The organism is Facklamia languida CCUG 37842, assembly GCF_000245795.1.
In the GTDB taxonomy this organism is placed as follows: Bacteria; Bacillota; Bacilli; order Lactobacillales; family Aerococcaceae; genus Facklamia; species Facklamia languida.
Map to the genome: position 1 here is coordinate 347,735 of NZ_JH601133.1, position 19,331 is coordinate 367,065.

Sequence of the window (19,331 nt, forward strand, 5' to 3'; positions counted from 1 at the left end):
ATCTCAACAGTCAGACCCCTTAATTACGAGGATGTCTGACTGTTGTGTTTGTTTATACCGACTTTAATGTCCGACGAGTCTTAAGCCAAAACCGACCAATAAAGATCAGGCCTCGAACAGCCAGTTCGCTCGCCATGGCTATCCAAACACCAATTAAACCAAATGATCCGACTAATAGGACCGCCAAAGGAATCCGTACCAGCCACATGGAGGCTAGATTCATAATTCCAGGAACTAGGGTATCTTCATCCCCACGAAAGACGCCAAGAATAACAATCGAAGCTGCATAGAGCGGTTCAACAAAGGCCTCAATCCGTAAGAGTCGAGCTCCTAATTCAATAACTTGAGGATCAGGTGATAACATCCCAATCATGGCAGGAGCAAAAATATACATCAGGATGCCCGTTCCAGTCATTAAAGCCACACCAAAAGCCGTCGATAACCACCCCAACCGGATAGCCAAATGACGTTGACCTGCCCCAATAGACTGGCCAACAATAGTCGTCGCAGCAGCCCCAATCCCATAGCCAGGCATATAACATAAACTCTCAGCTGTCACTGCAAAAGAATGGGCAGCAATTGCCACAGTGCCTAAAGGGGAAACAATAATTGTTTGGGCGATATAAGCAAAATTAACCGCAATCGACTCGACACCAACAGGTAAGGCAATCTTTAGGGCCCGCTTCAAAACATCTGAATAGCCGGTCACATAGCCTTCTTTGCGCAAGTGCAGACTTGGAGATTTGGTCAAAAGAAAATAGGCCATCAAGCCCCCTGCCACAATCTCAGCCAACAAGGTCCCGAGAGCGGCTCCAACGACCCCTAGGTTAAAACCCCAAACCACAAAAGTCCGCCCAAACATTTGTATGGGACGTGTCGGAAAGATAAGAAAAAAGTTAAAAACAACATCTAATACACACATTAGGATACTCAAGAGACTCGGCACCCGCATATTCCCCGAACTTTGTAGCATACCCGCAACGGTATAATTGATCGCTAGAATGGGAACCGTAAAGGCAAAGACAAAGAAATAAGCACTGGCTTGAGCATTAATCTCCGGATTTCCGCCTAACCAGTGAGGCAAGGGGCCAGCAATTAGGATCGAAATCGCCATCAAAATAAGACTCAAAACCAGATTGGTGATAAGACCATACCGGACAATATTGCGGGCTGCCTGGTTCTTATTCGCCCCAATTTGCTGGGCAACTTGAACATAGAAGCCAATCGCCAAAGCACTTACCATATTTCCTAATAGCCAGGTGGTGGTTGAAATCAAGCCAATCGATGCAGAGGCATTCACATTAATATGTCCAACCATAGAGGCATCAATGTATTGCATAATGATCGACGATATTTGAGCTAGAATAACTGGAATACTTAAATGAACAATCATTGACAGGGCCTGGCGCCGAGTCAATCCTTTTCCTGAACGAATACTTTCTAAATAATCAACCAAGCGAAGAACTCCTTCTCACAGTATTATATTTAAATTGAATCTTTATAAGTTTTGTTATCCTCTTCTTTCAAGACAATTGACTGTAAGTGATTCATCCGCTGATCCACTTCAGCACTCAAATCAGCGCAGGCTTTCAGTTCTCTGGCCATCTCCTCTGAGAAGTACATATCTTTCTTATAGCGTAACTGGTGCTCTAAACTCGCCCATGCATCCATCGCGATCGTTCTAAATTGAATCTCAGCCCGCATTACCTTTTTCTCATCCTTGAGAAAGATTGGAACGGCGACAATCAAGTGCAAACTCCGATAACCATTCGGTTTAGGGTTTGCAATATAATCCTTGATCCTCAGAATCTCAATATCATCCTGATCAGATAAGGCACGTGCCAAGGCATAAACATCATCCTTAAAGGAACAGATGACCCGCACCCCTGCAATATCATTCAGATTGGCTTCGATACTCTCAACGGAAACGGGAAATTGATAGCGTCTTAATTTACGAACAATGCTCAAGGGATTCTTTAGCCGTGACTTAATCGCAGAGATCGGCTGACGGTCGTATTGTAGCGAGAACTGTTCATTCAAGACCTTGAATTTCGTCTCGACTTCCATCATTGCTCCTTTATAGCACATCATAAGCTGCATGAAAGGTTGCGTCATCTCCAAACCAGTCTCGATCAATTGCTCTTCATCTAAGGGAAGATTAATATCACGATGAATCGATAATTTTGCCTCTTTTGACATGAACATTCTCCTTTATTCTATCGCTTGAATGACCACTTTGATTCCTGAACCAGTCACTTCTAGATATCTTTCATTCGGGAGGGGAAATTATAGAGCCTTTCTTGGTTGGCCATTAAGTGGTCGATTACTTCTTGCCCTCTAACTTCAACCAAAGTTTGTAGAGTCGACGTGAGACTGCAAATAATTGAATCCACAAGACTCGCTAAATCCTGGTCTGTCTGTCCCTCTGGTAAGTCCGATTCAAGCAGGAGACGGTCCAGAGGGATTTGCTGAAGATAAGCCCGCCCCTTCTTGGAATTAAACATCTGGGGATGAACCGAGATGTAGCCTCCTAACCGCAGGTGACGCGTCAATTCATCACTGGTTCCATTAAAACGATGAAGGATTGGGATCATACTGGAATCTGCTAGCCCCAATTCGGTCCAGATATCGAGGACATCATTTGCCGAGCGAACCGTATGAATCGATAAAAGATAGGGGCTCGAATCGGTCGATTGGTCCGCCACTGCTTGTAATAGTTGTTTAAAAACACTTTTTTGTAAACTCATCTCAACATTTTTTAGCCGGTTTGGACTATAGTCCAGGCCCACCTCACCAATCAAGTGAGTGGCCTTTAGACCTTTTTGAAAGGCCGCCATTTCAGATGCAACTTGGTCTCGGTCTTGAATATACCATGGGTGAAAGCCTAGAGAGAGCAAAGGACGGCTTGTAAGTGGCAACTGATTAGCTTCACGCAAGATTCGATCAAAATCAGTCGGCCGGACTGTCTGGGCCACTAGTCCATAGCCTCTATTTTTTAAGTGGTCAGCAAATTGCTGTCTAAGTCTAGATGATGGGATAAAATCCCAATGATAATGGGTATCAAGTATTGCCATCTTTAATCTACCCCCGACTTAAGGGAATTGGCCGGACCGAATAAGATTCGAAGCCAACTAAGCGTCGGATCACCTTCCCTGCCAGCATCTGACCCATAATCGGTGGAAAATAACTCATCGTCCCGAGCGTTTCTTTCTTTAAGCAACTTGCTTGGTGGTCGATCTTAACCGGCTCCTCATCTGTATAAAGCACTTCTAATTGACCGATTCCTCGCCGTCGACATTCTCGTCGGATGGCCTTAGACAAGGGACAATAGCGGGTATTCTCAATCAAATCAAATTTCAAAAAGCTGGGATCCAATTTATTCCCACCACCCATCGAAGCTATGAGCGGGAGCTTATGGTCCATACACCATTGAGCAACCATTAATTTGGGTGAAATCGTATCAATACAATCGATGACATAATCTGGACGAGGGAATCCAGACAGAACGGATTCAATATTCTCCTGGTTCAAGAAGGTCTGGGCGGTCATCACCTTGCACTCAGGGTTGATAGCATGAACCATTGCCTCCATTACGGAAGTCTTACTTCGCCCAATAGTCGAGGTAAAGGCTAAGGCTTGCCGGTTGATATTACTTGCTTCAATAATATCGCGGTCGACTAACATCAGATGGCCGATCCCCCCTCTGGCAAGTGCTTCCGCACAAGATGAGCCGACACCCCCCAAACCTAAAACCATGACTCGGGCGGCTTGTAGACGGTCTAGCCCTTCATCTTGTAGTAATAAATGTAAGCGTGAAAAACGTTCATCATAATCACTCGCTACCATCTTTTCCCCCCTTCGTCCACTTCAATCCAGTCTTTCGTCATTACTTATAAGATACCCTATATCAAGCAAGGTTAAAAGTCCTAAATCCAAGAATAAAAAAAGTGGCTCAAGGCCACTTTATATTAGACGCTTATCTAGACCACAATGGTTGGACAGCCAGATAATTTACCAGCCGCCAAAGTAAATAGAAGCCTCACTCATTTAGTCAACCAACCAGGCTTCGATGGCCGTTTCAAGATCTCTTTCCGCTACAAACGAAGGGTCCATATGACAGAGGAAGTGCCAATCTGAATGATCCTTGGCTTGATAAACAATGGCTTCGCCATCCTCAGATCCTTGATAGGCCCGATCGACTTGGTAACCCTTAGCTTGTAAATAATCCTTAACCCATTCATAGTTAGCTTCGCGCTGTTTAATATAATCTTTTAGCTCGCGATTCTCAATATGGTAAGCATCTAAGCGGGTTGATCCTTGGATCATTCCTTGCCCTGCTTGGGAAAGGTTCGGTAATTCCTGCCAATCGATCAGGACTTTTCCTTGGTCTACAAACATCCACCGAGTCAATGGAATAAGATGACCATGATATTCAATTTCCAAATAGGATGGAATCTGTCCTGGATCAATCGATTCGTCGATAAACCCCTCTTCTTCAATACATTGATAGCCTGGAATCTGACTCACAAATTCTCTTCCATGATCTAAAGTCTCAAAAAGACCTACATCTGTCATAGTCATCCCCTGATAAAAAGTTAATAAATACATTCGATTATCCCCCTTTCTCATCTAGATAATCTGGTTCTAAACGGATCCTAAAGCGGACAAGCCCGTCTAGCATCTCCAGATCATAGTCGAGCTGATAATAATTTAATAGCCGTTGGACGATCGATAAGCCCAGATTATTTGAAGGGAAGGCCTCTCGTTTCTCATAAACGGGAAAGACCTGATTCAACTTCAAGTGGGTTACAGCCTCTACAGTATTTTCGACCACTAGGTCCTCTCCTTCTCTGGCAATCACGATTTGACCACCGGGCTGGCTATATTTTACACCATTAGAGATAAGGTTTGCCAGAATAAGCTTTAAGGCTTCTTTGCCAATATAGATTTCTTCATCTCTAATTTGATTGTCAATCGTGATGTCTCGTTCACTCGCTAGAACTTGATAGTCCCCTACTAAAGGGGTGAGAACTTCATTAATACCAACCCATGCCGCCTCTTGTTGAAATTGTTCGAGTGAAGAAGCAGTCAGAATTTGGGATAGGTGACGACTCAAGCCATCCACCAACTTAATACTCTCATCAATATAGTGGTCCCGATCCTGGTACTTGCCGATCTGATATTTCATATTCTCAAGAATAATCTTGAGACTGGCTAGGGGAGTCTTCAATTCATGTGAAGCTCCCCTTAAGAAGTCATTCTTCACTTCTTGAAGTTGAAGGATCTGACGATTCTTAACCTCTAAGTCATCCATTGCCCCTAAGAGCGATTCATAGAGGTCATTAATCTGCTGCTTAAATTGACCGATCTCATTGGTTGATTGAACCGTCAGCCGCGCCTGACGATCCAAGGTCTGCATCCGTTTAGTAATCAATTGGATGGATTGAATTTGACCAGTCGTTGCTTTCGCAAAATGATAGGAAATCACAATGGATAAAAGCACTGAGATGATCAAGGAGTAAGGGAGAAAACTCAAGGTCAAAGCACGCGCTTCTTTCTCCATATCAGCCGTGGAAACTAGCTGAATGGCTAGCAGCTGATTATTCTTCAAGCGAATCGTTCGTTCTTCAATAATCAAAGAATTGCTCTGACTTTCTAGATCCACTTCTGCATTCTTATCTATTGGAATCACATCCTGGTCATTACCCGATTGAATAAAGGCATTCATTTCGGTGGTCTTCGAGAAAAAGTCCAAGGATTGATCTACATACGTTCGCTCACGCCCCTGAAGATCTTCAGCGATTGCGTCCGCCTGACGGGTAACCTCCTCTTGCCGAATCTGTAAGTAATACTTAGGAAAGAGCCAATAAACAGACAAATGGATACCTAGACTAAAGACTCCCAGCAGTAGGAGGGTTTGGATAAATAATTTAGGAAATATTTTTAAGTTTTTCATAAGCGCTCCAATTTATAACCAACATTCCGGATCGTCACAATACAATCTAAACCTAATTTCTTACGCAGTTCCTTAATATAGACATCGATCACACGATCATAGGGGATCTCGTCGCTTTCTTTCCAGACCTGATCGATAATCTGCTGACGGGTTAAGGCTTGCCCTTGGTGGGCAACTAGGCACTTCAAAATCTCCACTTCCTTGGCGTTCATATCAACGGATTCCCCTCGATACGTTGCGGTATAGGAAGTGAAATTGACCTCTGTATCACGGTATGTGAAGGTCTCCATGGCACCGTAATGTCGCTTTAAGAGTGAGTCGATCCTTACTCGCAATAAGGGTAAGGAGAAAGGCTTCTCGATGTAGCCATCAGCTAGATGACTGAAAGCATCCATTTGATAAGCCTCATCACTAAAGGCTGTTAAGATCAATGCTGGCACTTGGCTAGTTTGGCGGATTTTCTTGAGAACCTCCAGACCAGATAGGTAGGGAATTTGAATATCCAAGATCAATAAATGGATCGTCTCCTCCTCAAATTGACGGATCGCCTCCAACCCATCCTTAGCCGCCACCATATGATAACCACATGCCCCTAGAAATTCACAGAGCCCTTCCCGGATCACTTTATCATCTTCAACTACCAGCAAGTTCATCGCTTTAACCTCCTTATCCAGAATATAAATTCATTATACCCAATCCAACACGAATCCTGCCATGACTATCGATTAACGGATTCTTTCTCACTTACACACGGCTGATACTTTGCTCTTCGATAAAAAGATGATACACCTGATTTGTGAACTGCGAGTGAAATAAAGCCAAAAACCTAGTCAGATAGACTGATTCGATGGAAAATGATCACCTAGCGATTCACAAAAAGCGCTGTTCGGAATCCCTATGACCGATACGTATCGTCTTCAACCAGTGAATCTTGTAGTTTCTTATGAAAACAAATTAACCGATTTGCTTCTTGAAAGCCACAGGATAGATGGAAAGCTAAACTCTCCTCATTGGTCAAGAGGCAATCACTCGCAAACTCCTGACATCCCTGTTCCCTTGCCCATTGTTCGCATACTTTCATCAGTTCTGTCGCATAACCATTATATCGATACTGATGCTCAACATAGAGGCCCTCTAAATAACCCACAGGAGAGGTCTCACAGCCTTCCACATAATCCACTCTCAGAGAAACATTGGCAAAACCGACTGGCTGATCATTCACATATTTAATAAAACTCGCACAATGATCCCCTCGACTCATCACCTCAAATTCATGGGTCAAATCGGCTAAAAGGGCATCATCCCAAACCTTTAAAGCTAATTGAGCTAAGACTGGGCTGTCTTCAAATCCGGCACGTTTAATCATCTATTCCACTCCTTCTAAATGGGATCTGACAATTTTTTCAATTATTTCTATGAGCAAACTATTAACGAATCAATTTGCCTTTCCTTTATAATTTTAATAGAGATGACACCACTAGCACAAGGAGGTATCTTATGAAAAAAGCAATCAAACGATGGACCCTTTGGACGATCATTGTTCTTACAAGTCTTAGCACCCTGTCTCCCGTCTTGTCACCCTCTCTGGAAACAGCTTCCGCCCAGGTCACTTCCTCTCAAACCACTAATCAGTCACTCGATATCGAGAACCAATCATCCGAATTCCCTACTGTCTCATATCGTGAGGAGCAGGCAAAATTACCAAGTGATGGGATCGTTGTCGATCCTGATACCCTCTTCTCCGATCAAACTCTTTCCCTCGATCAATACTATGATGAGATCGTTACCCAGCAACAGCCCCCTTATTCTTACCAACCAAAAGATTATATTCGAGATCTCACTACCTATACGACGCTCTATATTTATTACCAACAAGCCAGTGAGGTCGAAGTTTTGGCCCCGATCAACTTAGCACCAGGTCAGTATGAATTTTTTGACAATTTGCAATTAGCCAATGGTAATTTGTGGGATATTCAATTTAAGACGCGCCGCATCTACCATAATGCACTCACCGACGATATTTATGAGGCCTTTAATCTTCCAAATCTCTATACACCCGCTATGATGGCCGATGTAACAGCAGATAAGATGCGTATTGACTATATTCTAGAACAAACCGACCCTGACGATCCTTATTATGATCAAATCGAAGAAGTAGCTGAACTAGCAGAACAAAGTTACACACACTTCGCTAACCACTATAATAAACAAGCACTCGATCAAGTAGAACCCTATTATGGCCTTTCCGACAAAGTCCAAGCCAGCGACTTAACAGATGAGATCCAGGCTACTATTGAAGAAGCGCTGGAACCTGTTCCAGACCATGTCAAAGAAAAAATTGGCTATATCGGTATCGTTGCCCGTGATGAACTGATTACCTCCTGGAACTACAGCCGGATTGATGCCTTCGCCACTCCTGAAATGAACCTATTCTTCTGTGAAGACAATCCTCTAAGTTTTGGCCTTTTCTACCATGAACTTGGTCATATTATCGATTATGCCTCCCAAATCTATGAAAATGCATCTAGCGAAAACTACCAGTCTTTCTCCAATTCTGATGAATTCATCAAAGTCTTTGAAGCAGAATGGGATGAAGAGGGGTCATACTACCAGACCTTGGTTGAAGCCTTCGCTCAAGGCTTTGGTTCCTATGCCCTAGAGTATTACAAAGATGAGTCCATGGATGAGATTGGCTTTAAGGGATACGGTTTAGATGGCCGCCCCTTAACAAGGGCATACTTTGAACAACTATTCCAGGACCTCGACTTATAAGATATGCTTGCTCCTCCATCTCCCACTTCTTAAAGAAGAAGTGGGTTTTTTGCGTGATCTTATCCCTGATTTTCTTAACGAGTTTTTACCTGGTTCTAATATTAATTTAATTTTATTGCCGATTTCCTTTCATTAATTTACAATTAATAGCAAGATAATTTTTTGTTTTTTTAATTCTTAAGGAGGAGTTCGATGAAGAAATCATTCAAATGTCTATTACTTGCTGTAGAAACTCTGTCTGCCTTCTTCCCACTATTAGCGATCAAAAACCCTGCCCATGCCCAGGATCTGGTTAAAATTACGGTCGTGGGAGATTCCACTGACCGGATCTGGGAGGTGGTTCAAGAAAACCTTGGCGACAAGGTCCAAGTTGAATTGGTGACCTTGACCGACCCTGTCCAAGCCAACCAAGCTTTAGTCAGTGGTGAAGTGGACCTAGCTGCTTTCCAACATTATGCCGCCCTAGCACAATATAATGAGGATAATGGAACTGAGATCACCCCAATCACTGAAACTTTCATCAGCCCCATGAATATCCTATCCAATCAAATTGATTCGATCGATGACCTTAAGGAAGGGAATACGATCCTGATTCCTGAATCTCCGACCAACCGTGGACGGGCTCTGAAAGTTCTGGAAGATGCGAGCTTAATCACAATTGATGCAGGGGTCGATCCGGTTGATGATGCAATCTACACACAATCGAGATTGATCCTAGTAATGAAGATTTGAAGCCTTACTTCAACCTCATCACAACACTTCCTGACCGTGTCGATGATCCAACTTTTGAAGCGATCATCACTGCCTACCACCAAGATAATGTAAAGAATCACATTAAAGAGGAATACAATAATGGGATGATCCTTATATGGTAAGAAAATCATTCCTTTAGCCCCCTCTCCATAGGCGCTTGGCGCTCATGATGGGTAAGGTGGGCTTTTTTTATTTAGACCAGTAAGAGGATTGGTGAGAACACAAAATGATTAATTTTTAGATAAGCCATAATAGGATTCAGTTTTTTGCGATAAATATAATAAACTATATCGTTCTTTCCTTTATATCTATATCGAGCCCTTTTAAAAGGACCTCCTTCTTAACTCCCAATCTGAATATAAGCCTAACCATTAAATATCCAACCACACAAAATAGGTCTAGCCTTGCGAAGGATAATATGGTAAAATTAATTCATTGTCATTCAATTAATGACTCCTCGGGATGTAGCGCAGCCTGGTAGCGCACTAGCATGGGGTGCTAGGTGTCGCAGGTTCAAATCCTGTCATCCCGACTAGACAGCAAGCTTCTCTGGAGGCTTGCTTTTTTTAGTAAGAAAAGAAGATTTATTTTTTATCTAGCCAATTATTGACCCATCATTATATAATATAAGTATCAAGGAATCAGGAGGTCTCACCATGGAATTACAAGAGGCAATGCAGATATTAAAAGAAGATATGAAGGTGGCTGTCTTTGCGACCGTCGACGCTCAAGGTCATCCCCATGCACGCCATGCTCATATCGGTGTCGCCAATGAACAGGGTGTCTTCTTCATGACTAGTCCTAAGACGAAATTCTACCAACAACTCAAGGACAATCCTTATGTAGCCATCTCGACCCTTTCTGAGAAAGACTATCTCATTCAAGTCATTCGAATTGAGGGTGAAGTGCGCGAACTTGGCAAGGAAAAATTAGCGGAATTATTGGAAGGAAACCCTTATGTTGACCAAGTCTATCCTAGTCTAGAAGACCAAGCAGGCATTCATGTCTTCCAAGTCTTTCAAGGTGAACTTTTCTACCGTAGCTTGACCCAGGGTCACCAATACACATTTAAATTTGGCCAAAACCTTTAATTTCAAAAACCTGATATCCCTTATCTCCACTCTCTTCTCAAGAGTCGCGTCCTCTAAACGAGCACCTAACTACATATTATGCCTTTACCCATCATCAAAAAAGGACCTTGCACTCAGGCAAGGTCCTTTTTTATCAGGCCTTTCAATTAGCCGTTACGATAAGGGTTCATTTGTAGCATGAGTCGACCACTAATAGGGCCTAAAGCGGTCTCAATGATTTCTTTACGATAAGGCTTAAAACCACACTTTTCTAGGACACGGGCTGAACGTTGGTTCGAATCAAAATGATCAGCTAGCAAAAAGTCGAAGTCATAATCCTTAAAGAGCCTAGCGGATACTGCCTCTATAGCTTCCAGCATCAAGCCCTGTCCCCAATATTCCTTAGCAAGGACAAAACCAATTTCGCGCCCTTTAAGCGCCTCGAGTTCCGGTTCCAGTTCAACTTGATAGGGTTTGACGCCGAATGATCCAATTACTTTTTGGTCCTCTCGATGAAAGATTGCAAAAGTATAGTCCGCCGCTATAAAAAAATCTAAGTATTCGCGACTCTCCTCCTCACTCGTTTCGTGAGACCAGCCCGCCATCTCAGCAACTCCTTCTTGACTGCCATAGGCATGGAAGTCATCAAAGTCTTCTGGTTTAAAGGCACGTAATAAAAGCCGATCTGTCTCAATAACATGTCCCTGGATGGTAAATTCTGCGTTCATTCACGAACCCCTTTCAAAAATTCCTATTAAATTCTAATTTGATCATACTTATAACTTTACAATTCTTTAAATAAAAAGTCCTGAACTGTGAACTCTCCTAAAAAAAGGCCGTTAATTCCCTTTCCTAACTCCTAAGACATGGACAAGTCAAATGAGAGACACCTCTATTCAACCTAGAAATTTATGCATGACACTTCAACACTGCATCTATTGACTGTTTAGCACTCAACTAAAAGCACCCCTGATTGACCTGCAGCAAGCTCCTTTTCAATTCGACCCTGTATAATTGCTTCCGCGCCACCTTTGGCCATCTGGTCTTCTTGATCATCGTCGAGACAATAGGAGTTAACTAATAAGACCTTGTCACAAAGTTCTTGGGCTTTTTGAGCATAATCAATCTTTTCACTATGGTTCCACTTACTCTCATGTAGATCAAGGTAGACTGGCCATAGGACCAGATCCGGACGCAGGAGACGCACTCTTTCGGGTGCCGTCTCATCCCAAAAATCACCACATAAGCCAACCACCAATCGTCTATTTAGAAAATAAAAATGATGAAATCCTTGCCCTTCTTGGTAGCGATCACTTGCGAAGGGTTCTTTCCAACCTGGCGAAACGCGGCGAAAGAGATCCAAAGTCTGTCCCTTAGAATCAATGGTTATTTGACTACTATAAAAGTATGGTCCATTTTTTTCGATGAATCCAAAAGAAACAGCGACACCATGATTTCGAGCAGCTTGTTGAATTTCGTTGATTACAGGATCATCAAGCGTAAGTGCTAAAGTAAGATCATGATCTTCAACAAAAGTAGGCCCATGAAACCCTTGTAAGAAGGCCTCACCAAAAACCACCATATCGACAGAATGCTGATACTCGATCAGGGTGTCTATGATGACTCTTTGATTGTAATCAACATTGCCATTCTTGAATCCTAACGCTGCTAATGCATATTTCATCGCTCATCCCTCCTTGTCGGTAAAATCATTTTGAAAACTAATCTTAATAAAAAAATTATTCTAACTACACACTCAATCAATGCGACTCTTTAACCAGGTGGCTAACTTATACTTGAAATTTACGAATAGAAAAATATTTTAAAACACTTACAGTTTATGTTAAAGTATTATTAGAAAAATATAAAAAAGGAAATGTCTTATGATGCTAAACATTAAAAAATGTATAGTAGTAGGGTTGTCAACAATTTTAATAGGAAGTTCTATTTCTCCAAATATGATTCAAGCTATAGAAGAAAATAAGGAAGTATCTTCTGAAAATTTTTCTAATGGTATTAGTGAAGAATATTTAGAAAGTATCGGTATTGATATTAATTCTGATACTTATTACATTACAGATTATCAAATGGATTTAATTGCTCAAGAACTTGGATATGATGTTCCGTCGACAGAAAACTCATACACAGCTAGATCGGGTGGTGTCACAAAATAGAAAAAGTAGGGAAAGGATCATGGAACATTTATTTTAGTAGAAGTTTTATAAAAAAATATTATTATACTGGTGCTCTTAGTTCTGCATTTATAGCAGCGTTTATATCCGGTATAGGAGGAGCGGTGGCTGGCACATTAGCTACATTCGCGGCAGCCGTAGCTGGCGAAGCTGATTCGGGTGTATACTTTCAAGTAAGAAATTGGAAAGTTACATATGCGGGGCCACAGTAATGAAAAATTATAGCAAAAAAGAAAAAATAGTAATGTTTCTTAGTTTTATTATTCCTATAATAGGCAGTATATATTCACTTGTAAAAAGAGATGTATACATGTTAATGATATGCGCCTTACTATTTGCTGTTTATACCTATAAATATATGAATTAAATAAACGATAAAGAAATTTAAATAGAAAAACAGCTCTTTTTTTGCATAAAGGGCTGTCTTTTTTTAGTCAAGTCCATAATCCTGTGTAAAATACTATACAATGTCTTATCGGTTTCTTACTGATCAAATTTAATATTTTTTTTTGTAGAGCTCAGCCATTCATCATGAAGATCCATTTTACTTCAAATCACATTCAATGCTATAAGGCCCGTTTCCCTTCCCTTATATCCGAATCAATCGGTCGCGCTAACGGCTGGCTCCTATATCTCCAAACTTTCCATCACGGTCCCAATTGCTTTTAGATTTTGCGTCTGATCACTGGTCATCGCAAGATCCCTCATAATCTGACCATCCTTAAGAAAAAGGACGCGCTTAGCATGAGCTGCAGCATTCATATCATGGGTAACCATGATGACGGTGGTCCCTGCTTGATTAATTTCTTTAAAAATAGTCATGACTTCCTGACTCATCTTAGAATTCAAGGCCCCTGTCGGTTCGTCTGCAAATAGAATCGTTGGATCATTCATGAGGGCCCGTGCAATGGCAATCCGTTGATACTGCCCACCTGACAAAGCCTTGGGGTCTCGATCCGCTAATTCTGCTACTTGTAAGTCCTGCAAAAGAGCAAGCCCTCTCGCTTCAATTTTTTGTCGATTTTTTTGCTTTAAATTGAGGGCGGGATAGATAACATTATCAAGAACCGTTAAATTATTAAATAAATAGGGTTTTTGAAAGACAAAGCCCATCTTTGATAGCCTTAATTTAGCTAACTGATCTTGCGTCAATGTATCGAGCGAATGTCCATCGAGCGTGACCTTTCCGGTCTCAATCTGGTCCATGCCACTGACAGCATAGAGAAGTGTAGACTTACCTGAACCTGAACTCCCCATTATCGCAACAAATTCCCCTTCTTTAACTTCAAAGCTAATTTGATCTAAGATTAGATGACCATTGAATTGTTTACTTAGATTCTCTACCTTTAACATCATCCCTACCCCCTTAAACGCAGATTTTTAATTGATTGTGCTCCAATCAAAGTGGCTACCAATAAAACGATCACGATCAACAAGATGGCAACAAGATCCCCTATCGCTGGCGATGTTGTGATTTGCTTAATCCCCAGATTCAACAGGGAAAGAAAGGCTGTCATAATAGTAGAAGCAAAGAAAGTTACTACGATAAGAGCCATCACGAGCCCTTTAGACCCAGCCGTAAGAACCGCCAGCATCTCTTCCTTTCGAATTGCTTGGTTGGAAATCCCCAGATGCTGTTTACATATAAAGCCTTCTTTGTCCTTAATCACTCGCAATTTTTCAAATAAAATCACAAGTACTAACAAAATGGCCAAAGCAATGATGCCGACTAATAGAGCCGCTTGCCTTATTTGACCAGTGACTGGTCCAAAAATTTGGCCCACTAATTCATCCCGTTGATAAATTTTATAGCGATGGTTTAAAATCGCTGAATCCTGCAAGTCATGTTCGATTGATTGCAGTTCTTGATCCGAGAAATCATCTAGATTAATGATCAATTTCTGCAAGTCGTCTCCCACAAAGTTAGCATTCGTTTTACCTGTTTTACCCCCACTGGTGATATCTTGATAGATCCCAACAAGCTCAAATGCTTCAGGCTGATTTTGATGCATCACTTGAATACTATCACCTACTTTAAGATTCAGATCTTGAGCGATTAGATAGGATAGAGCCAGTTCTTTTTGGTTATTGGCTGGAGCCCTTCCGCTTAGATAATCTAAATTCTGGCCTAGATCTTGACCAACTTCAATGTGAGTTGAAATGACTTGGTCTGAGTTCCTATCGGCCATTGTTATCTTTTGACGGTAAACCTTACTTTTGATCATTTTTACCTGATCAACATGATCTAGGAGAACCTTGCTTAATTCTTCTTCAACCGCTTCTTGATCTTTATCTGGTAAGACCTCCACAAAGGCGGGATAATCTTCGCGTCCCATATAATTTAAGAAACCATCCCCAGCAAAGAGTGTCGTCAAGCGATAAGGAAAGATCAAGGCGAGTGTGGTTGCGAGGGTCAACCAGGTAATCATGGCATAACCTTTCCTTGATTGGTTAAATCCCAAGGCCAGACCTAGTGGTAATTTACTGATTCGTTTAGGTCGTTTAACTTTGGCATTATTGGCAAAACTCTTATTGGCTACTAATAAATCAATCACAGTAAATTGACGAATTTTACTTAAGGTTGTACGTATAAAGACAATGATCAATAGGTACATAAGAAGAGCAATCACAGCTCCAAGCATCATCCCCCAAACTCCGAGATTAGAGCGACCAAAAATCCGCTCAATCCGCCCCGTAAGTAAATGGGTAAAGCCAAGTGCAAAAATCGATCCAAGTCCAATTCCGAGGACGGTTAGCCATCTAAATTTGGTTAAATATAAGTCACGTATCCCTCGATAGGGAACCCCAATCGCCTTCAGATTACCAATCACTAAGCGGTCTTCTTCAATTTCCATTAAGATAATATAACGTAAGGAGATGTAGGAAATGACTAAGAAAATAAAGCCAGTGATCAAGATAATAAAGGCATTCAAGATATCAGAGAAAGCACTAATGGTAAGGATCATGGCATAAGTAACCGCCTGGCCATTGATAGGAAGTCCCGCTTGCTCATAAGCCACTTGATAGCGATTGGCTAAACCCGGGTCAAAGAATGTGGCTTCAATCATATATTCCGTCTCAACTTGCTGGTCGAGCAGGGTTTGGTGATCTCGATCATTTAAGAGAAAGCGAACAGACCCTGCCATACTTGTGTTCATCTGTGCATCGTACATGATTGCTGCCACTTGATAATCCTGAGTGAACCTTCCTGTATGATAACGAATGGTATCCCCTATCTTAATATCATACTCTTCCAACAAAAGACGGGGTAAAGCGATTTGCCCAGGTTGTAAGTGGATCTTTTCTTTGTCCTGGTTCAGTAAAAAATCAAAATGATCCGCTTGTTTAACCATGGAGATATCTAATTTAAAATTCTCCAGACTCAAGGGAGCTTGCGTTGAATCCTGACTGATCACTAGAAATTCACTGCCAGAAGCATTGATCATTTGAATGGTCTGAGCATCCTTCAAACCATCAAACGATTGATTAAAGATATCGATTGCCTGTTGATCAATTTCGCCTTTATGAAGCTGGAGAAAATGTGGCGGATCCGCTTGAACATACAAGGCGTTTATCGATTGGAATAAGTTTAAGCAAGTTAAACCTACCGACTGCATGACTGACACTGAAAGAGCTATAAATAGGATAATAATCAAGTGATTTTTCCAATTTTTCTTTAAATTAGCATACCGCAAATGTTTATTCATGCGGGCTCAGCTCCATTTCTTTGATCTTTTTATTCTTCAAAGTCCCAACAAAGACAAGTGTAAACAAGAAGCCAACGATCATGAGCAATAAACCAATCCCCCTACCAGGTCCCAGACCGAAAACTTTTAATGGGCTGACCGCTAAGGGGCCATCTACCGCCATCAAGGGTTCAAAGACTTGATCAGCTAAGGGACCAGCGACTAGAAAGGCCACTGCAATCCCAATCTGGGTAAGAAATCCAATCATCCCCCATGCACGCCCTTGTCGTTGATTAGGAATCGCTTGCCGTACTAGAGCATCCGCACTGGCATTGAGAAAAGGCAGACTGGCAAAAAACAAGAAAAGGCAGGCTACGATCAAGACTAGAGACCGGCTAGCGCCTAATAACATAATAAAGATGCCAGCAACCATTCCAGCAATTCCTAAAGCCTGACCCAAACGAATGCGTATACCACGTACGCCAATATAAGCACTGCCAAGAAGTAAGCCAAAAGCAGCCAAGGACTCTACCCAACCCAAGGTCTGAGCATCAGCAATAGCCAAAATCATTGGCCGAATCAGGACTTGAATAAAGGCCATCAAGAAGCAGGCTAAGAACATTAAGAAAATTAATTGATGAACACCTGTTTGTTGACGGACGATTTGAAAGCCTTCGCACATATCCTCGATGAGGCTATTTCTTGTTTTCTGCTCATCTGGAATTTCTACTTGGTCCTTAGTTTGATTCATTAAAGTTATCCGAATCATCAATATAATGATCGTCGTTATGAAGACTGTACAAATATCAATGATTAGAATGAAGGAAAGATTGAATTGAGTCAAAATTAGTCCTGCCAAAGCAGGCGATATTAAGAATTTTGAGCTTGCAGCTAATTGAACGAGACCACTCGCTTGGTCATAATATTCTGGCTTAATAAGATCAGTAACGGTCGCTTTATAGGCTGGCTCTAGAATACCAAGAAAGATTGAACTGATACCGATAGCTACATATATTGCCACCAAAGGTTGACCTTGCCCACTAGGTTGATTCAATATCCATAAAATATAAGCTAGACAACCACCAGACAGGAGATCTCCTGCAATCATCAATAAGCGCCGATCATAGCGATCGGCTAAAAGACCGCCAAGTGGACTAATAAGCACCGCAGGTATAAAAGCTAATAAGGAAAGTATTGATAAGTCAGAAACCTTGCCACTCACTTGAAAGACATATAAAGAAAGAGCAAAAGCTGTCATCCCACTCCCGATCGTCGAGAGCAATTCGCCAAACCATAGTAAAAGAAATTTCTTCATCATCATTCCTCCGCTTGTTCCATGGCTACCATTAGTTCATGTTCATCAATTTCTAGCATTTTGCTTAAATATAAAATCAGTGCTTGGTAGATACCCTGCTTTTCCTCGTTAGTAAATTCGATCATTCCTTCATCTAAGAGATACATCGAAGTGGTCAACAAAATATAGACGGACTCTTTCGGATAGCGGCAGGCAAATCGATGGGCCTGGTTTCCTTCTTCAATGATCTGACTAAAATACGGCACAACTTCTTGCAAAAGAACGTTCATGGTCTTTTGATGAAGCAGAGCATTTTCCTTCTTATGCAGATGATCAATGAGTAAGTCATGATCTTGCACATTCATTGCCTTGAAGGCAAGAAGGAGTTTGGTCAAAGGGGGTAAATTTGATGTTGTGACTTGTGCGACTTGTTCGATAATCTCTCCATTCACCTGGTCAACCACAGCGTCTAAGAGCTCTTCCTTTGATTTAAAATAGTGGTAGAAGGTGCCCTTAGCAATCCCTAAATTCTTAATTAGAGAATTGATACTCGTTGCCTCATAGCCCAAAGTGATAAACTGCTTTCTAGCTTGTTTAATAATTTCATTCTGGCGCGCTTCATAAGCCTTTCGTTCGCGTTTCTTGGCTGCCATTGTCACAAGACTTTCCTTCTTTCGTCATTAATTATAAAAACTACCGACCAGTGGTCTATTTTTATTTTACTGCTCATACAAAAGTAGTGTCAAGCAAATTTTAAACATGGTAAAAATATATAGAAGAAGTTATCATTAAAGACTATCATCATCCAAATTTAAGTTTAATCATGGACAGTTAGCTATCTATTAATTTTATATGTACTCTAAACATTGAAATAATAAGAAAAACGAGATATAATCAAATTAATCACGATCTATTTATGTGAGATAAACACATCCCAATGATTCGCTCAAAATTGTAGGAGGTACTTATGGAAAAAAATACGCGTTTCTCTATACGTAAGTTAGGCATAGGTGTAGCTTCGGTCGCGGTTGCATCCTTCTTTGCTTGTGGCACTGCGAGCGCTCATAACTTAGAAGCGCTCACATCAAGCAAGGCAAACCCAGAAATGCCTTTCGCTCACGTTCCAGTAAAAATTGAATTTACACAGGCTGAATCGCCATGGTTACCAACAAATGCACCAGAAAATACAAATGATGCGATTGAATATACTGATGCAGAAAAACCTTTTGCTGGTAGAGAACTACCAACTGCCCCAGTAAAAGCTAATTTTGATAATCCGGAAGCGCCTTTCGCTCCAGCTAAGGCTGAAGTTGAATTCACTCCAGCTGAAAGACCGTTTGCTGGTAGAGAACTTCCTACTCCACCACTAGATGCTAATTACAATGATCCCAAGGCACCTTTTGCGCCAGCTGACCAAGACCAAGATGACTCTCAGTCAATTCCTTGGACTGATTTAACACCTGCAGAACGCATTGAAGATAATTTAGGGCTTGATCAAGAGCAAGAAAATCCGAAAGACCCAGAAAAGAAATCCATTCCTTGGACAGAATTAGTTCCTGCAGAACGCATTGAAGATAATTCGGATTCTGATCAAGAGCAAGAAAATCC

At 41.5% G+C, this 19,331-nt stretch carries 19 protein-coding genes and 1 tRNA gene; 6 read left to right on the forward strand and 14 right to left on the reverse strand.

What is annotated here, in order from left to right; all coding sequences use genetic code 11:
• Positions 1-52: 52 nt before the first annotated feature.
• The 8 genes from HMPREF9708_RS01595 to aac(6') all read right to left on the reverse strand — a co-directional run bounded on the left by HMPREF9708_RS01595 (position 53) and on the right by aac(6') (position 7,322).
• Positions 53-1,456: an MATE family efflux transporter gene (locus HMPREF9708_RS01595; protein WP_006308270.1), complete on the reverse strand. Its 1,404-nt coding sequence runs from the start codon at positions 1,454-1,456 to the stop codon at positions 53-55.
• A gap of 29 nt (positions 1,457-1,485) precedes the next feature.
• On the reverse strand, positions 1,486-2,199 hold the full coding sequence (locus HMPREF9708_RS01600) for a GTP pyrophosphokinase (protein WP_006308271.1): 714 nt from the start codon (positions 2,197-2,199) through the stop codon (positions 1,486-1,488).
• A 59-nt stretch (positions 2,200-2,258) separates the two neighbouring features.
• Complete coding sequence (locus HMPREF9708_RS01605) at positions 2,259-3,074, reverse strand: TatD family hydrolase (RefSeq protein WP_040447719.1); 816 nt, start codon at positions 3,072-3,074, stop codon at positions 2,259-2,261.
• A 7-nt stretch (positions 3,075-3,081) separates the two neighbouring features.
• Positions 3,082-3,846: a tRNA threonylcarbamoyladenosine dehydratase gene (locus HMPREF9708_RS01610; RefSeq protein WP_006308273.1), complete on the reverse strand. Its 765-nt coding sequence runs from the start codon at positions 3,844-3,846 to the stop codon at positions 3,082-3,084.
• 201 nt (positions 3,847-4,047) lie between these two features.
• Positions 4,048-4,608 carry a hypothetical protein gene (locus tag HMPREF9708_RS01615; protein WP_006308274.1) on the reverse strand — a complete coding sequence of 187 codons (561 nt, stop codon included), beginning with the start codon at positions 4,606-4,608 and terminating at the stop codon, positions 4,048-4,050.
• Between the two features lie 4 nt (positions 4,609-4,612).
• Positions 4,613-5,956 (reverse strand): sensor histidine kinase, encoded by a 1,344-nt coding sequence (locus HMPREF9708_RS01620; RefSeq protein ID WP_006308275.1) that lies wholly within the window; start codon positions 5,954-5,956, stop codon positions 4,613-4,615.
• Complete coding sequence (locus tag HMPREF9708_RS01625; RefSeq protein ID WP_006308276.1) at positions 5,953-6,609, reverse strand: response regulator transcription factor; 657 nt, start codon at positions 6,607-6,609, stop codon at positions 5,953-5,955. The genes HMPREF9708_RS01620 and HMPREF9708_RS01625 overlap by 4 nt, the downstream gene beginning before the upstream one ends.
• 242 nt (positions 6,610-6,851) lie before the next feature.
• Positions 6,852-7,322, reverse strand: coding sequence for an aminoglycoside 6'-N-acetyltransferase (gene aac(6') / locus HMPREF9708_RS01630; RefSeq protein ID WP_006308277.1), 471 nt, complete (start codon positions 7,320-7,322; stop codon positions 6,852-6,854).
• Between the two features lie 131 nt (positions 7,323-7,453).
• Between aac(6') and HMPREF9708_RS01635 the strand changes: the two genes are divergently transcribed.
• The 4 genes from HMPREF9708_RS01635 (at position 7,454) to HMPREF9708_RS01650 (ending at position 10,572) form a co-directional block, all read left to right on the forward strand.
• Positions 7,454-8,728 carry a hypothetical protein gene (locus tag HMPREF9708_RS01635; protein ID WP_006308278.1) on the forward strand — a complete coding sequence of 425 codons (1,275 nt, stop codon included), beginning with the start codon at positions 7,454-7,456 and terminating at the stop codon, positions 8,726-8,728.
• A 192-nt stretch (positions 8,729-8,920) separates the two neighbouring features.
• Positions 8,921-9,460: a MetQ/NlpA family ABC transporter substrate-binding protein gene (locus HMPREF9708_RS01640; protein ID WP_006308279.1), complete on the forward strand. Its 540-nt coding sequence runs from the start codon at positions 8,921-8,923 to the stop codon at positions 9,458-9,460.
• 479 nt (positions 9,461-9,939) lie between these two features.
• Positions 9,940-10,013: transfer RNA gene (locus HMPREF9708_RS01645), tRNA-Pro, on the forward strand.
• A 124-nt stretch (positions 10,014-10,137) separates the two neighbouring features.
• Positions 10,138-10,572, forward strand: coding sequence for a pyridoxamine 5'-phosphate oxidase family protein (locus HMPREF9708_RS01650; protein WP_006308280.1), 435 nt, complete (start codon positions 10,138-10,140; stop codon positions 10,570-10,572).
• Between the two features lie 146 nt (positions 10,573-10,718).
• Here the strand turns inward: HMPREF9708_RS01650 and HMPREF9708_RS01655 are convergent, their stop codons facing one another.
• Entirely contained in the window at positions 10,719-11,279 is a 561-nt protein-coding gene (locus HMPREF9708_RS01655; protein WP_006308281.1) for a GNAT family N-acetyltransferase, read from the reverse strand.
• A gap of 218 nt (positions 11,280-11,497) precedes the next feature.
• Entirely contained in the window at positions 11,498-12,235 is a 738-nt protein-coding gene (locus HMPREF9708_RS01660) for a nitrilase-related carbon-nitrogen hydrolase (RefSeq protein ID WP_006308282.1), read from the reverse strand.
• A gap of 199 nt (positions 12,236-12,434) precedes the next feature.
• Here HMPREF9708_RS01660 and HMPREF9708_RS01665 point away from each other — a divergent pair, with 199 nt between their 5' ends.
• The gene (locus HMPREF9708_RS01665) at positions 12,435-12,725 is read left to right on the forward strand and encodes a hypothetical protein (RefSeq protein WP_006308283.1); all 291 of its coding nucleotides are present in this window, start codon (positions 12,435-12,437) and stop codon (positions 12,723-12,725) included.
• A gap of 645 nt (positions 12,726-13,370) precedes the next feature.
• Here HMPREF9708_RS01665 and HMPREF9708_RS01670 read toward each other — a convergent pair.
• The 4 genes from HMPREF9708_RS01670 to HMPREF9708_RS01685 are packed head-to-tail and all read right to left on the reverse strand — an operon-like array spanning position 13,371 to position 18,376.
• Positions 13,371-14,099: an ABC transporter ATP-binding protein gene (locus tag HMPREF9708_RS01670; RefSeq protein WP_006308284.1), complete on the reverse strand. Its 729-nt coding sequence runs from the start codon at positions 14,097-14,099 to the stop codon at positions 13,371-13,373.
• A 2-nt stretch (positions 14,100-14,101) separates the two neighbouring features.
• A complete protein-coding gene (locus HMPREF9708_RS01675; protein WP_006308285.1) occupies positions 14,102-16,450 on the reverse strand; it encodes an ABC transporter permease family protein in 2,349 nt (782 codons plus the stop codon).
• Entirely contained in the window at positions 16,443-17,744 is a 1,302-nt protein-coding gene (locus HMPREF9708_RS01680; protein WP_006308286.1) for an MFS transporter, read from the reverse strand. The genes HMPREF9708_RS01675 and HMPREF9708_RS01680 overlap by 8 nt, the downstream gene beginning before the upstream one ends.
• 2 nt (positions 17,745-17,746) lie before the next feature.
• On the reverse strand, positions 17,747-18,376 hold the full coding sequence (locus HMPREF9708_RS01685; protein WP_040447944.1) for a TetR/AcrR family transcriptional regulator: 630 nt from the start codon (positions 18,374-18,376) through the stop codon (positions 17,747-17,749).
• A gap of 314 nt (positions 18,377-18,690) precedes the next feature.
• Here HMPREF9708_RS01685 and HMPREF9708_RS01690 point away from each other — a divergent pair.
• Positions 18,691-19,331, forward strand: a 641-nt coding sequence (locus tag HMPREF9708_RS01690) for a YSIRK-type signal peptide-containing protein (RefSeq protein ID WP_006308288.1), incomplete at its 3' end; no start/stop codon positions are given.

What these genes read in the sequence shown, in the direction of transcription:
- HMPREF9708_RS01675 (WP_006308285.1), bottom strand. Translation starts at nt 16,450, where the DNA reads ATGAATAAACATTTGCGGTATGCTAATTTAAAGAAAAATTGGAAAAAT.
- HMPREF9708_RS01640 (WP_006308279.1), top strand. Translation starts at nt 8,921, where the DNA reads ATGAAGAAATCATTCAAATGTCTATTACTTGCTGTAGAAACTCTGTCT.
- HMPREF9708_RS01615 (WP_006308274.1), bottom strand. Translation starts at nt 4,608, where the DNA reads ATGTATTTATTAACTTTTTATCAGGGGATGACTATGACAGATGTAGGT.
- HMPREF9708_RS01625 (WP_006308276.1), bottom strand. Translation starts at nt 6,609, where the DNA reads ATGAACTTGCTGGTAGTTGAAGATGATAAAGTGATCCGGGAAGGGCTC.
- HMPREF9708_RS01660 (WP_006308282.1), bottom strand. Translation starts at nt 12,235, where the DNA reads ATGAAATATGCATTAGCAGCGTTAGGATTCAAGAATGGCAATGTTGAT.
- HMPREF9708_RS01600 (WP_006308271.1), bottom strand. Translation starts at nt 2,199, where the DNA reads ATGTCAAAAGAGGCAAAATTATCGATTCATCGTGATATTAATCTTCCC.
- HMPREF9708_RS01680 (WP_006308286.1), bottom strand. Translation starts at nt 17,744, where the DNA reads ATGAAGAAATTTCTTTTACTATGGTTTGGCGAATTGCTCTCGACGATC.
- HMPREF9708_RS01655 (WP_006308281.1), bottom strand. Translation starts at nt 11,279, where the DNA reads ATGAACGCAGAATTTACCATCCAGGGACATGTTATTGAGACAGATCGG.
- HMPREF9708_RS01670 (WP_006308284.1), bottom strand. Translation starts at nt 14,099, where the DNA reads ATGATGTTAAAGGTAGAGAATCTAAGTAAACAATTCAATGGTCATCTA.
- HMPREF9708_RS01665 (WP_006308283.1), top strand. Translation starts at nt 12,435, where the DNA reads ATGATGCTAAACATTAAAAAATGTATAGTAGTAGGGTTGTCAACAATT.
- HMPREF9708_RS01620 (WP_006308275.1), bottom strand. Translation starts at nt 5,956, where the DNA reads ATGAAAAACTTAAAAATATTTCCTAAATTATTTATCCAAACCCTCCTA.
- HMPREF9708_RS01635 (WP_006308278.1), top strand. Translation starts at nt 7,454, where the DNA reads ATGAAAAAAGCAATCAAACGATGGACCCTTTGGACGATCATTGTTCTT.
- HMPREF9708_RS01685 (WP_040447944.1), bottom strand. Translation starts at nt 18,376, where the DNA reads ATGGCAGCCAAGAAACGCGAACGAAAGGCTTATGAAGCGCGCCAGAAT.
- HMPREF9708_RS01610 (WP_006308273.1), bottom strand. Translation starts at nt 3,846, where the DNA reads ATGGTAGCGAGTGATTATGATGAACGTTTTTCACGCTTACATTTATTA.
- HMPREF9708_RS01605 (WP_040447719.1), bottom strand. Translation starts at nt 3,074, where the DNA reads ATGGCAATACTTGATACCCATTATCATTGGGATTTTATCCCATCATCT.
- HMPREF9708_RS01650 (WP_006308280.1), top strand. Translation starts at nt 10,138, where the DNA reads ATGGAATTACAAGAGGCAATGCAGATATTAAAAGAAGATATGAAGGTG.